Source organism: Devosia sp., assembly GCF_028290645.1.
Classification (GTDB): domain Bacteria; phylum Pseudomonadota; class Alphaproteobacteria; order Rhizobiales; family Devosiaceae; genus Devosia_A.
Map to the genome: position 1 here is coordinate 1 of NZ_JAQGJL010000186.1, position 14202 is coordinate 14202.

Genomic DNA, 14202 nt, shown 5'->3' on the forward strand with positions numbered 1-14202 from the left:
AGTACTGGATACCGCCATCCTTCCACAGAGCATTCAGGCCCCGCGCGAGGCCGATCGGGGTGCTCGGGCCGACGTTGCGATCATAGATCTCGCCGTAGTTCCCGAGCGCCTTGATGATCTGGTAGGCCCAATCCTTGGTCAGCCCGATCGGGGTGCCGAAATCGCCTTCGACGCCGAGCAGGCGCTTGATCGCCGGATTGTCGGAGGCCAGCATGTCGTCGACATTGGCCTGGGTGACGCCGAGTTCCTCGGCTTCGAGCAGCGCGTAGTAGGTCCAGCGGGCAATGTTGAACCAGCCGTCGTCGCCCTGGCGCACCACGGGGCCGAGCGGCTCCTTGGAGATGATCTCGGGCAGGATGATGTGGTCGGCCGGGTTGGCGAACTTCGAGCGCTCGGCTGCGAGGGCCGAGGAGTCCGTGGTGTAGACGTCGCAGCGGCCGTCTTCGTAGGCCTTCACGACTTCGTCCTGGTCGACGAACACCACGGTGTTGAACTCGAGGTTGTTGGCGGCGAAGTAGTCGGCCGCGTTGAGTTCGGTGGTGGTGCCGGATTCGATGCAGATGGCGGCGCCGCTCAGGTCGAGCGCCGACTTGATGTTGTCGGCCTTGCGGACCATGAAGCCCTGGCCGTCATAGAACAGGGTGCCGACGAACTTGATGCCGAGCTGGGTATCGCGGCTCATGGTCCAGGTGGTGGTGCGCGACAGCACGTCGATTTCACCGGCCGAGAGGGCCGTGAAGCGCTCCTGCGAGGTGAGCGGGGTGTAGCGGACGGCGTCGGCGTTGTTGAAGATCGCCGCGGCGAGCGCACGGCAGTAGTCGACTTCGAGCCCCGACCAGTTGTTGTTCGCGTCGGGCGCCGAGAAGCCCGGCACGCCGCCGGTCACGCCGCATTGCACGTACCCCTTGGCCTTGACCGCATCGAGCGTGGCGGAGGTTGCCGTCTGTGCGAAAGCGGCGGTGGCGGATAAGCCGAAGCCGGCCGCCAGCGCGACGGTAAGTAGCTTATTGAGCATTGTTGTTGCCTTGTTCCTGACCCTGTTTTTCGCCCGTGCGACTTGGCCCCTGCCCGTCGCACGGCGGCACCTCCGCCTTGGAGGGCGGGTGTGATGCTGCTAAGCATCGAAGCTGCAATTGACAGTTGCGTCAAGCTCCATAGCCGGAATGGGGCAACAAAGCTGACTGTTTTTTGGTCAACTATCCACAGTGGCTGCATTTTGGGCAGGACGAAAATGAGCAAGAAGTCCGGGAAATCCGGTGGGCTGGGCAAGCCCGAGACCATTCTCACGCATACCGGCAGGAACCCGGCGGAGCATTTCGGCTTCGTCAACACGCCGGTGTTTCGCGGCTCGACCGTGCTGTTCGAGACCATCGACGACCTCGACGACCATGACGCGCCCTATCGCTATGGCCGCAACGACAACCCGACCAATCGTTCGGTCGAGGCGATCATCACCGAACTCGAGGGGGCAGCCGGCACGGTGCTGGCGTCATCGGGGCTCGCGGCGATCACCACGGCGATCCTCTCGGTGGTGGCGAGCGGCGACGAGGTGCTGGTCACCGACACGGTGTACGAGCCGACGCGCAATTTCTGCCACAACATGCTGTCGCGGTTCGGCGTCTCGACGCGGTTCTACGATCCGCGGATCGGGGCGCGGATCGAGGAGCTGTGCACCGATAAGACCAAGTTGATCTTCGTCGAGAGCCCCGGCTCGCTGACCTTCGAGGTGCAGGACCTGCCGGCGATCGTTGCGGTGGCAAAGAAGCGCGGCATCATCGTCATGGTCGACAATTCGTGGGCAACGCCGCTGTTCCACCGGCCGCTCGAACTCGGCGCGGACATCGTGGTGCATGCCGGCACGAAGATGTTCGTCGGGCACTCGGATGCGATGTTCGGGACTGCATCGGCCAATGCCGAGCTGCTGCCGCAGCTGAAGCGCGGGCACCGGCTGCAGGGCGTCGGTGCGTCGCCCGACGATGCGTACCTGGCGGCACGCGGGCTGAGGACGCTTGCCATCCGGATGAAGGAGCACTCGGCGCGCTCGACCGAACTCGCCGCGTGGCTGGAGCAGCAGCCGCTGGTCGAGGCGGTGTATCACCCGGCGCTGCCCAGCCATCCGGACCACGAGATCTGGAAGCGGGATTTCACCGGCGCGGGGAGCCTGTTCTCGGTGCTGCTGAAGACCAAGCCGCGGCATGCGGTGGCGGCGATGGTCAACCATTTCGAGCTGTTCGGCATGGGCTATTCGTGGGGCGGTTACGAGAGCCTCTGCCTGCCCATCCATCCCGAGCGCATCCGCACAGCGACGCACTGGGATTTCGAGGGCTGCATGTTCCGCATACATGTGGGACTCGAGGACATGGACGACCTGAAGACGGACATGGCGGCGGCGCTGGGGCGCTACCAGGCGGCTACCGCCTGAACACGAGGCCGCGGAGCGCCGCGAACGGGCGGCGGCCGGTTTTCCCGTCGGCGGCAGTGAACAGCCAGCCGCGGGCGACGAACAGGCTGCGCACGGCGTAGGCGCCGAGGACGCCGAGTACCGCGCCGGCGGTGATGTCGGTGGGATAATGCGCACCGACGACGATGCGCGATACGGCGACCGTGGCGGCGAAGGCCATGGCGGACCAGAAGGCCCGGGGCCAGAGGAACGCCACCACGGCAGCGAGCGAGAAGGCGGTCGTCGCGTGCCCGGAGGGGAAGCCCTGGTAGTCCCAGGCGCTCCAGTTCAGCGGCTGGAAGGTGAGGAACGCATCGGCGGTCCAGGTTTCGGGGCGGCCGCGGCCGATGATGCGCTTCAGCAGCGTGGCGGCGAGGCTGGGCAGGCCAACGCCCAGGAAGATGAAGCCGGCGAGCGCGGCGATTTCGCGGGCCGCGAGGCGAAGGTTGTCGCACGTGAGCAGCGACAGCAGCCAGGCGAGGAGCCACGCGATGAAGCCCGGGATCAGGATCCAGTCCGACTCCCCCCATTGCGTCATCCACTGGAAGAACGCCCGGACGCCGTCGGGGAGCCCCTGCGCCCAGACCGACAGAGGCCGATCCAGCCAGTAGAGCGCGGCAATAAGCAGGGCGAAACCGAGGGCGTAGGGCAGCGCGTTGCGGCGGGAAAGGCCAAACGGCCAAGGCTTGCTCAGATCGGTCATGGGCTCTTGTCGTTGCATCGGGGCGTTCCCGTCAAGCGCGCGTCACGTGCGCGGCCAGCTTGCTCTTTGCGGCAACTCCCGATAACGGATGTGGAGAGTTCGGGGTATAGCTCAGCCTGGTAGAGCACCGGTTTTGGGAACCGGGGGTCGAGTGTTCGAATCACTTTGCCCCGACCATCTGACGAGGAAATCGATGACGGCACGTATTTTCCGGCCTGCGCCCAATGCCATGCAGTCGGGGCGGGGCAAGTCCAAGGCGTGGGTGCTGGTGCATGAGCCGGCGACGCCCCGGGAGATCGAGCCGCTGATGGGGTACACCTCGAGCTCCGATACGCGGGCGCAGATCCGGCTCACCTTCGATACGCTGGAAGAGGCCGAGGCCTATGCGCGCAAGAACGGCATCCCCTACCAGGTGCTGCCCGATCAGAAGTTCACGGTGAAGCGCACCAGCTATTCGGACAATTTCCGCTTCGACCGCAAGACGCCCTGGACGCACTGAGGGCCGGCGGCGTGAGATTGCTCCGCCGCACCATCTTCTCCATGCTTGCCGCAGTTGCGCTGAGCGGCCCGGCGCTGGCCGATCCGGCGCTGTGGAAAGTCAGCGATGCCGACAGCGCGGTCTACCTGTTCGGCTCGGTGCACATGTTCACTCGCGATGTCGACTGGCGGACGCCGGAGTTCGACGCCATCCTCAAGGCGGCGGAGCACGTCTATTTCGAGGTGGTGATGGATATCGAGGCGTACTCGACGATCACCCAGATTTCCATCACCAAGGGCATGCTGCGCGACGGCAAGACGCTGGCCGACCTGCTGACGCCCGACGAGCATCGGCGCCTTAGCGGCGTTGCCGCGCAATCCGGGCTGGACGTCGCGACGCTCGAGCGCATGCAGCCCTGGTTCGCAACCATGGCGCTGATGGGTGGGGGTTCGGGCATCAGGACCCGCGCCGGCGTCGAGATGCTGCTCGATGCCGAGATCGCTCCCGAGCGGAAGCGGAGCCTCGAGACGGCGGCCGAGCAGATGGGGTTTCTCGCCGACGCTCCGATCGAGGAACAGATCGACGCATTGATGTCGACTGTCGAAGGCATCGAGAGCGGGGCCACTGAGGCGCTCGAGCCGCTGATGGCGGCGTGGGAGCGTGGCGATACCTCGGCACTGCTCCGGGCAATGACGGAGCAGATGACGCCGCGCGACCGGGCGAGCTACGACACGCTGGTCACCAAGCGCAACGAGCGCTGGCTGACGCCGATCGAGCAGATGCTGGCCGACAACGATGACTCGCTGATCATCGTCGGGGCCGGGCACCTCGTCGGTTCGGGCGGCGTGCCGGCGTTGCTGGAGCAGCGCAGCTATACGGTCGAACGGGTGGACGAGCCGCCGGCGGGCGGCCCGCCGGCAGCGCGATCGGACAGCTTCAGACGTCGCTCAGCCGGGTCCACTTGCCGTCGGCCTTGGACGAGGCGACGGAGGCCATGATGAACTCCATGCCTTCGACGCCGTCGGCGAGGCTGGGTAGGAGCGGCGCGACGTCATTGCCCCCACCGCGGATCACTTCGGCGAACTGGTGGTAGAGCGTCGCGAAGGCTTCGAGGTAGCCCTCCGGGTGGCCGGAGGGGATGCGGACGTTCATCGAAGAAGCGGGGCTGCCGGTGATCGAGCCGCCGCGGGTCAGCAATTGCTTGGGTTTGCCGAACTCGGTGAACCACATGTAGTTCGGGTTGTCCTGCCGCCATTCGAGGCCGCCCTTTTCGCCGTAGACGCGCAGCTGCAGGCCGTTCTCGTTGCCGACGGCGACCTGGCTGGCCCACAGCATGCCGCGGGCGCCGCCTTCGAAGCGCAGCAGGATATTGACGTTGTCGTCGAGCTCACGGCCCTCGACGAAGCTGGTGAGGTCGGCGCTGACTGCGTCGGTCTTGAGGCCGGTGACGAAGCGGGCGAGGTTGTAGGCGTGGGTGCCGATATCGCCGATGGCGCCGCCGGCGCCGGAGCGCTTGGGATCGGTGCGCCACTCGGCGCCCTTGGCCCCGGTCTTTTCGACCGCAACGGTCAGCCAGTCCTGCGGGTACTCGACCTGCACGACGCGGATCTTGCCGAGCTGGCCCGACTTGATCATCTCGCGGGCCTGCCGCACCAGCGGGTAGCCGGTGTAGTTGTGGGTGAGGAGGAATTTCGCGCCGTTCTTCGGCTTGATCGCGGCCAGCGCGCGGGCGTCCTGCAGCGTCGAGGTCAGCGGCTTGTCGCAGATGACGTGGATGCCGGCCTCGAGGAAGGTTCTTGCGGGGCCGAAATGCACGTGGTTCGGGGTGACGATCGAGACCGCCTGGATGCCGTCCGGACGGGCGGATTCCCGCGCTGCCATCTCCTCGTAGGAGGTGTAGATGCGGTCCTCAGCGAGGCCGAGATTCCGGCCCGATTCCTGCGCTGTCGCCGGGTTGGACGACAGCGCGCCAGCGACAAGTTCGTAGTCCCCGTCGAGACGGGAGGCGATGCGGTGGACGTAGCCGATGAAGGCCCCGGTCCCGCCGCCGACCATGCCCAGACGGATGCGCGGTGCGCCGTTTTCTGCCATTTGTTCTTCCCTCTCTTGGTCCGGGACCTCGCCCCCCACGGTGTCACCCCGGCGAAGGCCGGGGTCCAGCTTGAGATATCTCAGGATGGGTCCCGGCCTTCGCCGGGATGACATCGGGGGTGTGGCGGGCCTGTTGCCTAGCTCAGCCCGAGCATCTTGCGGTTGGCGGCCTTGTCGGTGCCGGCCGCGGCGAAATCGTCGAAGGCTTTTTCGGTGACGCGGATGATATGGCTCTGGATGAAGGGAGCCCCCTCCTCCGCGCCCTGCTCCGCCGACTTGATGGCGCACTCCCACTCGAGCACGGCCCAGCCGTCAAAACCGTACTGGCTGAGCTTGGAAAAGATGCCGGCAAAATCGACCTGGCCGTCGCCGAGCGAGCGGAAGCGGCCGGCGCGGTTCACCCAGGACTGGAAACCCGAATAGACGCCCTGCTTGCCGGTCGGGTTGAACTCCGCGTCCTTGACGTGGAACATGCGGATGCGCTCGTGGTAAAAGTCGATGTAATCCAGGTAGTTGAGCTGCTGCAGCACGAAGTGGCTGGGATCGTAGAGGAGATTGGCGCGCGGGTGGTTGTGCACGCGCTCGAGGAACATCTCGTAGGTGATGCCGTCGTGCAGGTCCTCGCTGGGGTGGATTTCGTAGCAGACGTCGACGCCGTTGCGGTCGAACTCGTCGAGGATCGGGGTCCAGCGGCGGGCCAGCTCATCGAAGGCTTCCTCGACGAGGCCGGCGGGGCGCTGCGGGAAGGGGTAGAGGTAGGGCCAGGCGAGCGCGCCCGAGAAAGTCGCGTGCGCCTTGAGGCCGAGATTCTTCGAGGCGGCGGCGCCCCATTTCAGCTGCTGTACCGCCCATTCCTGGCGGGCCTTGGGGTTGTTGTGGACGCTCGCGGGCGCGAAGCCGTCCATCTGCGCGTCATAGGCCGGGTGGACCGCGACGAGCTGGCCCTGGAGGTGGGTCGAGAGCTCGGCGATCTCGAGCCCGTGGCTGTTTACCGTGCCCTTGATCTCGTCGGCGTAGGTCTTTGAGGTCGCTGCCTTTTCGAGGTCGATCAGGCTGCCGACCCAGGTCGGGATCTGCACGCCCTTGTAACCGAGGCCGGCGGCCCATCGGCAGATGTTGTCGAGCGTATCGAACGGCGGCTTGTCCCCGGCGAATTGAGCCAGAAAAATGCCCGGCCCCTTGATGGTGCGCATCAGTATCCTCCCATGAGCGGCGCGGTTCCGCCGCCGTCGCGTGCACGTACCTCAGGTCTGCGGGGTGCCCTCGCCCGAAGGAGCCGAGCCGCCGCCGACATGTCGGGAGTTACCTTCACTGTGCGCCGGAATCTGTCAAGGCGAGGAGGGGCGGGGGAGAAGACCCGAGCGATGCCCGGGTCCGTGTTCATTCAACGCAATCGCCTCAGCGCAGATCTCAGCGCAGCAGCGCGCGGGCCTCGTCCGGGCCCAGTGCGGCCGGGCGTTCGCAGGTGGTGGCGAGGGTGATGACCTGGCCGGTTTCGCCGGCTTTCAGGATCGAGGTCATGACGTCCACCGCGTGGAGCGCCACGTCGAGGCCGCAGCGGGCGGGTTTGCCGGTTTCGATCGAGTCCATCATGTCGGCGAGGCCGGCGTTGCGGTAGTTGGCGCGCGGGTTGGGCGTATCGAGGTTCTGGTTGGCGATGCCGAAGGGGTGGTCCCAGGGGATCACCTTCTCCTTGTCGCCGCCGCGATTGGTGACGGTCAGCTCGCCGTTGAAGAAGTTCGGGTCGGGCACATAGACCGTGCCATCGGTGCCGTAGAGCTCGATATTGTGGTGGCCGTGGCTGGAGACGTCCCAACTGGCGCCCAGCGTGATGATGGCGCCGTTGTGGAACTCGAGGATGGCGTGGATCGTGGTCGGGGTGCCGACCTTGATGAAGGTGCCGAGGTAGGGCGAGCCGGGCGTGGTCACTTCGCGCTCGGTGCGGGCCATGCCGGTGAAGGCGGTGACGCGCTTGATCGGGCCGACGAGGCTGATGAGGTCGGTGATGTAGTAGGGGCCGAGATCGAGGATCGGGCCGCCGCCGGGCTGGAAGAAGAAGTCCGGATTGGGATGCCAGTGCTCCATGCCGCGGCTGAGGACGTGCATGGTGCCCGAGGCGATCTTGCCGAGCTTGCCCGAGTCGATGATGGCGCGGGCCTGCTGGTGGGCGCCGCCGAGGAAGGTGTCGGGCGCCGAGCCGACCTTGAGGTTGTGCTCGTCGGCCAGCGCCTTGAGCTGGATGCCCTCTTCGACGCTGAGGACGAACGGCTTTTCGGAATAGGCATGCTTGCCGGCCGAGAGGATGTCCTTGCTGACCGAGAAGTGGGTCGAGGGGATCGTCAGGTTGACGATCACGTCGACTTCCGAGTTCTTCAAGAGCTCGTCGGGGGTCTGGGCCGCGACGTTGTACTCCCCTGCCCGCTTCTGCGCGGCTTCGGGGAGGATGTCGGCGATGGCGCGGACTTCGAGGTTACGGAACAGCGGCGCGAGGCGCAGGTAGGCGGCCGAAATATTGCCGGCACCCATGATGCCGACGCCATAGGTCTTTGCCATGATCTCAGGCTCCGAGGGATTTGATGAAGGCGATCGACCGGGAGGCGAACCGGTCGATGTCGTTGGGATTGTCGTGTTCGGCGATGAAGTACTGCGCCCTGGTCTTGTTGCGGACGATCGGCCACAGGGTCTGCCACGGCACGACGCCATGGCCGGCATCGGCCCAGCCGTCTTCACTGGCATTCTCGCCGGCGGGCGCGATGTCCTTGACGTGGACGGCGATGATGCGGTCGCCGTTCTTTTCGAGCCACGGGGCCGGATCGGCCTTGCCGCGGACGATCCAGGCGACGTCGGCCTCGCAGCTCACCGCCGGGGCGGCCTCGAGCAGCCAGTCCATGGCGTAGCGGCCGTCATAGGTGGCGAACTCGAAATCGTGGTTGTGATAGCCGAAGCCGAGGCCGGCATCCTGGAAGGGCTTGCCGATCTTCTGCAGCCGGTCGCCGAACTTCCGCCAGCCATCGGCGGAGGTCGGACGGTCGGTTGGCGCGAGCCAGGGGCAGACGACGACCTTGATGCCGAGCGTTTCAGCGAGCTTCAGGGTCTTCGAGGTGTCCTCGAGGTCGCCGAGGCTGATATGGGCGGTCGGCATGGTGAGGCCGTTGGCGTCGAGCTGGGCCTTCAGCGCTGCCGGGTCGGTGTAGAGCGAGCCGTAGCCTTCAGTCTGGGTGTAGCCTAGCGCGGCGACTTTCTTGAGCACGTCCGCGAGCGGGTAGTTGCGGGCGCTGTAGAGCTGGAAACCGATATCCATTGGGGCCTCTTTCACTTCCAGGCGTTGACGGCGGCGATGGAGCGCGACGCGAAGCGATCGACGTCGGACGGATTGTCGTGCTCCATCACCCAGTAGCGGGCGTTAGTGTGCTGCTTGATGGCGGTGGAGAGCGCCTGCCAGTCCATGGTGCCGTGGCCGACATCGGCCCAGCCGTCCTCGTTCACGGCTTCGCCGGCGGGGGCGATGTCCTTGACGTGCACGGCGTTGATGCGGCGGCCGTGCTTCCTGATCCACTCGATTGGATCGTGGCCGCCCTTCACCACCCAGGCGACGTCCATTTCCCAGTCATTGTTGCCGGCGGTATCGAGGATGATGTCCATCGGCAGCTTGCCGCTCGCCGTGGGTCGGAACTCGAAATCATGGTTGTGCCAGCCGAAGCCGAAGCCGCGGCGGCGGAAGGCTTCGCCGAGCTTTGCCAGCGTTTCGCCGAGCTCGATCCATTTGCTGTCAGGCTGGTTGTCCCGCTCTTCCTTGGGGACGGCTGGGCAGTAGAGGAAGCGCATGCCGAGCGTCTCGGCGGTCTTCAGCGCGGTGTCGGTGTCCTTGAGCTGGGCGAGGCCGAAATGGCCGGTGGGCATGGTGAGGCCGTGCTGCTTCAGCGAGGCGGCGAGGCCTTCGGCATCGGCATAGAGCCCGCCAAAGCCTTCGACCTGCTTGTAGCCGAGCTTCGCGACCCGGCCGAGGACGGCGTCCAGCGGCGGGAAGTTGCGGGCACTGTAGAGCTGGAATGAAAAGTCCAAGTGTTATCTCCTCCAGAAAGCGACCGCCCCGGTTGGGTCCGGGGCGGCGCATCGCTGATTTGGTGCGGCTCTGCCGATCGCTACGCGCCGGCAGGTGGGTGAGCCGATGGTCAGATGCGGTTGCCGCTTTCCACGTTGAAGACGGAACCCCGACCGGGATCGAAGCCGATCAGCACCTTCTGGCCGGGCTCGAGATGAACCTCGGCGGCGGCGCGGAAGGTCAGCGACTGGCCGGCGATCTTGGTCCAGGCGACGGTGTCGGCGCCCATCGGCTCGACGATCTCGATCTCGCTTTCCAGCTGGACCGGCATTTTCCGCGCGTCCTCGCCAACGAGGATATGCTCGGGCCGGATGCCGAGGATCGATGCGCCGTTGGTCTGGTTGGCGAACTGGTAGTTGGCGAGCGGGATGTTGGCCTGGCCGTCGACGCTGAGGGTCGCCCCCTGCAGGTCGCCCTTGATGAAGTTCATCGACGGGGAGCCGATGAAGCCGGCGACGAACAGGTTGACCGGCTTGTTGTAGATGGTGTGCGGGTCGGCCAACTGCTGGATCACGCCGTTCTTCATGATGGCGATGCGATCGGCGAGCGTCATGGCCTCGATCTGGTCGTGGGTGACGTAGATCATGGTGTTCTTGAGCCGGGCATGCAGCCGCTTGATCTCGACGCGCAGGTCGTTGCGGAGCTTGGCGTCGAGGTTGGAGAGCGGCTCGTCGAAGAGGAACACGTCGACGTCGCGCACCAGCGCCCGGCCGATGGCGACGCGCTGGCGCTGGCCGCCGGAGAGTTCGACCGGCTTGCGGTTGAGCAGCGGTTCGATCTGCAGGATCTCGGAAGCGCGCTTGACGCGGCTATCGATCTCGGCCTTGGGCATGCGGGCGACGCGGAGGCCGAAACTCAGGTTCTTTTCCACCGTCATCTGCGGGTAGAGCGCGTAGGACTGGAACACCATGCCGATGCCGCGGTCCTTGGGCTCCTCCCAGGTGACATTCTTTCCCGAGATGTGGATCTGCCCGTCGGAGACGTCGAGCAGCCCGGCAATGCAGTTGAGCAGCGTGGACTTGCCGCAGCCCGAGGGGCCGAGCAGCACGATGAACTCGCCCTCGGCGATGTCGAGGTTCAGCCGGTCGAGCACCTTCACGGAGCCGTAGTTGAGGGAGAGATCCTTGATTTCTACGCTGGTAGCCATAGTCAGCCTTTCACGGCGCCGGCGGCGATGCCACGGACGAACCACTTGCCGGAAACGAAATAGACGATCAGCGGCACCGCACCGGTGAGCACCGTGGCCGCCATGTTGGTGCCGTACTCGACCGTGCCGGTCGAGGTGCGCACGATGTTGTTGAGCTGGACCGTCATCGGCAGGTTCTCGCGGCCGGCGAACACCAGGCCGAAGAGGAAGTCGTTCCAGATGCCGGTGACCTGCAGGATCACCGCGACGATGGCGATGGGCACCGACATGGGCAGCATCACCCAGAAGAAGATGCGCCAGAACCCTGCCCCGTCGACGCGGGCCGCCTTGAACAGCTCGGAGGGGAGCGAGGCGAAGAAGTTGCGGAACAACAACGTCAGGATCGGCATGCCGAAGATGGTGTGGACGATGACGATGCCGGGCAGCGTGCCGAACAGCCCCACCCGGCTCAGCGCGAAGATGATCGGGTAGATCAGCACCTGGAACGGCACGAAGGCGCCGAACACAAGGATGCCGAACAGCAGCTCAGAACCGCGGAAGCGCCAGAAGCTCAGTGCGTAGCCATTGATCATGGCGATGACGATCGAGACCGGCACGGACAGCGCGGTGATCTTTAAGGAATTGAAGAAGCCGGGCGCGAGCCCGTTGCAGCTGACGCCGGTGCAGGCGGAACTCCACGCCTTGACCCAGTAATCGAGAGTAGGTTGCATCGGCAGGGCGAAGATGTTGCCGGCGCGGATCTCGCTCATCGACTTCATCGAGGTGATGACCATCACCCAGAGGGGGAGGAGGAAGAACAGCGCCGCGATGATGAGGAAGGCATAGATGCCGATACGGCCGGCGGTGATGTGCCTGGGCCTCGGACCCGAGGGCTCGACGCCGATGCTGGTCGGGGCAAGGGCGGTCATGCGGCGCTCCTCTTGCGCGCGGCGCGCCAGCGGAGGATGGCCTGGAGCAGGACCAGGGCAGCGATTGGCAGCAGCATGCAGGTCGCCGCAGCCATGCCGTGGCCGACATTGCGCGCATTGATATTGTCGATGACGTAGGTGGCCGGCATCTGCGTGGCGATGCCCGGGCCACCGCCTGTCATGGCGATGACGATGTCGAAGGTGCGCACGACATTGACGACGAGCAGGACCAGCGCGGTCGCCACCGTGCCGCGCATCATCGGCAGGACGATGCTCAGATAGGTGCGCCACGCCGGGATGCCGTCGACCCTCGAGGCCTTCCAGATTTCATCGTCGATGCCGCGCAGGCCAGCGAGCAGGATAGCCATGGTCACGCCGGTGCCTTGCCAGACGCTGGCGATCACCATGCCGATGAGCGCGGTGTTGCCATCCGCCAGCGGTGCGAAGGTGAAATTGGTGAAGCCGAGGCTCCGAACCGCGGCCTGCAGGCCCCAGATCGGCTCAAGCATCAACTGCCAGATGAGACCGGTGATCACCGCCGACAGCGCGAAAGGGTAAAGGAAGATGGTGCGGAACGCGTCCTCGCCGCGGATGCGCTGGTCCATGAAGACGGCGAGCAGGAAGCCGAACACTAGGCTGACCGAAATCTGCCCGAGCCCGTAGAACCAGATGTGCTTGACCGACTCTACCCAGCGCGTCGTCGACCACAGGACTTCGTACTGGCGCGTGCCGACGAAGTTGAAGCTCGGGAACAGCTTGGAGTTGGTGAAGGAGAGCACCACGGTGAACGCGATGCCGATGACGAAGACGCCGATCGCGACGGCCATCATGGGTAGGGTGCCGATGATGGCAGGCAGCTTGCCGAGCAGCCGCCGGCGATTGGCCCTGGATTTGAGCTGGCCTGTCGTCAGGCTCTGCTCGTAAGCAACAATAGTGGTCACGCTGCTGGTTCCCCGAAACCGTCCCGAACGGCCGAAAATGAATGCGGCGGCCCAGCATAGCCGGGCCGCCGCAGGATCAATATAGCTTACTCCGCGTTCTTCAGCAGTTCGACGAACTGCGCCTGGGCCGCTTCCGGAGTGGTGTTCGCGTTGTAGATCAGATCCGAGAAGATGGCGTTCTGAGCCGTCGCGAAGGCTTCGTTGCGCCACACGTTCTGGTCAGGCACGACGGCGCCGGGCTGCGAGAGAACGCCGATGGCCTTCTTCATGCAGTCATTGGCGAGCGACATATCGACGTCGTCACGGATGGGAGCCGAACCCTTGGCGTTGTTGAACAGCGCCTGGGTGCGGGGATTGACCATCGTGGAGGCCAGCGACAGCTGGGCGCGCTCGACTTCAGGGTCGTTCTGCTTGAAGAACACGAAGATGTCGCCGCCGATGCGGACGTTCTTGGGTTCAGGCAGCAGCGGCCCGAGCAGGCAAGCATAGTCGACGCCCGGCTTCTGGCCGGCCACCTGGAACTCACCCTGAGCCCAGTCGCCCATCACCTGGAGGGCGGCATCGCCCTTGATGACGAGAGCGGCGGTGTCGGACCAGCTGCGGTTCGGCGAACCCGGGTCGGCGTAGGTGCCGAGATTCTTGAGGGTGGTGAAAGCCTTCAGCACTTCCGGCCCGCCGGCGAGCTCGAGGTCCTTGTCCTTCCAGATCTTCTCGACCGTCTCGGCGCCGAGCTGAGCGAGGATGAGCTGGTTGGCGAGCAGCGAAATCTGCCAGCCGCCACCGTCACCGCCAACGGCGAAGGGGATCACGCCGGCTTCCTTCAGCTTGGGCAGATCGGCGAGGTAGGTATCCCAGTCTGTCGGGACTTCGAGGCCGGCCTTCGTGAAGGCGGCAACCGAGGCCCATGCCCAGTTCTGCATGTGGATATTGACCGGGACGCACCACCACTTGCCATCGATATGGCACGGTTCGGCGATCTGGGCGGGACGGATGAACTTGTCCCAGCCTTCGGACTCAGCGAGCGGGGTCAGGTCGAGCAGCAGGCCGGCCTGGATCAGCTCTTCATACTGACGGCCAGGGTTGAACTGCGCGGCATCCGGGGGATCGCCACCGAGGGCGCGCTGCATGATCGCGGCACGGGCGGTTTCGCCCAGAGCGATCGCGTTGTCGACCCACTTGTCGCCGGTTGCGTCGAACTCATTGGCGAACACGGACACGGCGGCCTGCTCGCCACCAGACGTCCACCAGTGAATGACTTCGACGTCAGCAGCGCGGGCCGCAGTGCTGCCCAGGAAAGCGGCGGCCATGACGGCAACCACCGACACAAATTTCTTCATATGTAGTCCTCCCAACGTTCACTTGGAGCGGATGCTCCTGCGAAAGCATCGGCCG

At 65.4% G+C, this 14202-nt stretch carries 14 protein-coding genes and 1 tRNA gene; 4 read left to right on the forward strand and 11 right to left on the reverse strand.

What is annotated here, in order from left to right:
- A partial coding sequence (locus JWQ89_RS10255) for an amino acid ABC transporter substrate-binding protein (RefSeq protein WP_299640683.1) occupies positions 1-1015 on the reverse strand: 1015 nt, incomplete at its 3' end.
- A gap of 216 nt (positions 1016-1231) precedes the next feature.
- Here JWQ89_RS10255 and metC point away from each other — a divergent pair.
- The gene (metC, locus tag JWQ89_RS10260) at positions 1232-2422 is read left to right on the forward strand and encodes a cystathionine beta-lyase (protein ID WP_299640685.1); all 1191 of its coding nucleotides are present in this window, start codon (positions 1232-1234) and stop codon (positions 2420-2422) included.
- Here metC and JWQ89_RS10265 read toward each other — a convergent pair.
- The gene (locus JWQ89_RS10265) at positions 2412-3143 is read right to left on the reverse strand and encodes a phosphatase PAP2 family protein (RefSeq protein WP_299640687.1); all 732 of its coding nucleotides are present in this window, start codon (positions 3141-3143) and stop codon (positions 2412-2414) included. The two genes, metC and JWQ89_RS10265, sit on opposite strands and share 11 nt — an antisense overlap.
- Positions 3144-3243: 100 nt before the next feature.
- On the opposite strand from JWQ89_RS10265, the gene JWQ89_RS10270 reads away from it, so the two are divergent.
- From JWQ89_RS10270 to JWQ89_RS10280, 3 genes are all read left to right on the forward strand, one after another.
- Positions 3244-3320 (forward strand) — tRNA-Pro (locus tag JWQ89_RS10270).
- Positions 3321-3336: 16 nt separating this feature from the next.
- Positions 3337-3642, forward strand: a complete 306-nt coding sequence (locus tag JWQ89_RS10275) for an ETC complex I subunit (RefSeq protein WP_299640688.1) — start codon at positions 3337-3339, stop codon at positions 3640-3642.
- Positions 3643-3653: 11 nt separating this feature from the next.
- Positions 3654-4619: a TraB/GumN family protein gene (locus JWQ89_RS10280; protein ID WP_299640689.1), complete on the forward strand. Its 966-nt coding sequence runs from the start codon at positions 3654-3656 to the stop codon at positions 4617-4619.
- Here JWQ89_RS10280 and JWQ89_RS10285 read toward each other — a convergent pair.
- The 9 genes from JWQ89_RS10285 to JWQ89_RS10325 form a co-directional block, all read right to left on the reverse strand.
- Positions 4558-5712, reverse strand: a complete 1155-nt coding sequence (locus tag JWQ89_RS10285; protein WP_299640690.1) for a Gfo/Idh/MocA family oxidoreductase — start codon at positions 5710-5712, stop codon at positions 4558-4560. The genes JWQ89_RS10280 and JWQ89_RS10285 overlap by 62 nt on opposite strands.
- Before the next feature lie 137 nt (positions 5713-5849).
- A complete protein-coding gene (locus tag JWQ89_RS10290; protein WP_299640691.1) occupies positions 5850-6905 on the reverse strand; it encodes a sugar phosphate isomerase/epimerase in 1056 nt (351 codons plus the stop codon).
- A 217-nt stretch (positions 6906-7122) separates the two neighbouring features.
- Positions 7123-8265 (reverse strand): Gfo/Idh/MocA family oxidoreductase, encoded by a 1143-nt coding sequence (locus JWQ89_RS10295; RefSeq protein ID WP_299640694.1) that lies wholly within the window; start codon positions 8263-8265, stop codon positions 7123-7125.
- Positions 8266-8269: 4 nt separating this feature from the next.
- Entirely contained in the window at positions 8270-9013 is a 744-nt protein-coding gene (locus tag JWQ89_RS10300) for a sugar phosphate isomerase/epimerase (RefSeq protein WP_299640696.1), read from the reverse strand.
- 11 nt (positions 9014-9024) lie between these two features.
- Positions 9025-9774 carry a sugar phosphate isomerase/epimerase gene (locus JWQ89_RS10305; RefSeq protein ID WP_299640698.1) on the reverse strand — a complete coding sequence of 250 codons (750 nt, stop codon included), beginning with the start codon at positions 9772-9774 and terminating at the stop codon, positions 9025-9027.
- Between the two features lie 110 nt (positions 9775-9884).
- Complete coding sequence (locus JWQ89_RS10310) at positions 9885-10961, reverse strand: ABC transporter ATP-binding protein (protein WP_299640701.1); 1077 nt, start codon at positions 10959-10961, stop codon at positions 9885-9887.
- Between the two features lie 2 nt (positions 10962-10963).
- Positions 10964-11869, reverse strand: a complete 906-nt coding sequence (locus tag JWQ89_RS10315; RefSeq protein WP_299640703.1) for a carbohydrate ABC transporter permease — start codon at positions 11867-11869, stop codon at positions 10964-10966.
- A complete protein-coding gene (locus tag JWQ89_RS10320) occupies positions 11866-12780 on the reverse strand; it encodes a sugar ABC transporter permease (RefSeq protein WP_299640707.1) in 915 nt (304 codons plus the stop codon). Before JWQ89_RS10320 ends, JWQ89_RS10315 begins: the two co-directional genes overlap by 4 nt.
- Positions 12781-12896: 116 nt before the next feature.
- Positions 12897-14147: an ABC transporter substrate-binding protein gene (locus tag JWQ89_RS10325; protein ID WP_299640705.1), complete on the reverse strand. Its 1251-nt coding sequence runs from the start codon at positions 14145-14147 to the stop codon at positions 12897-12899.
- Between the last annotated feature and the right edge of the window lie 55 nt (positions 14148-14202).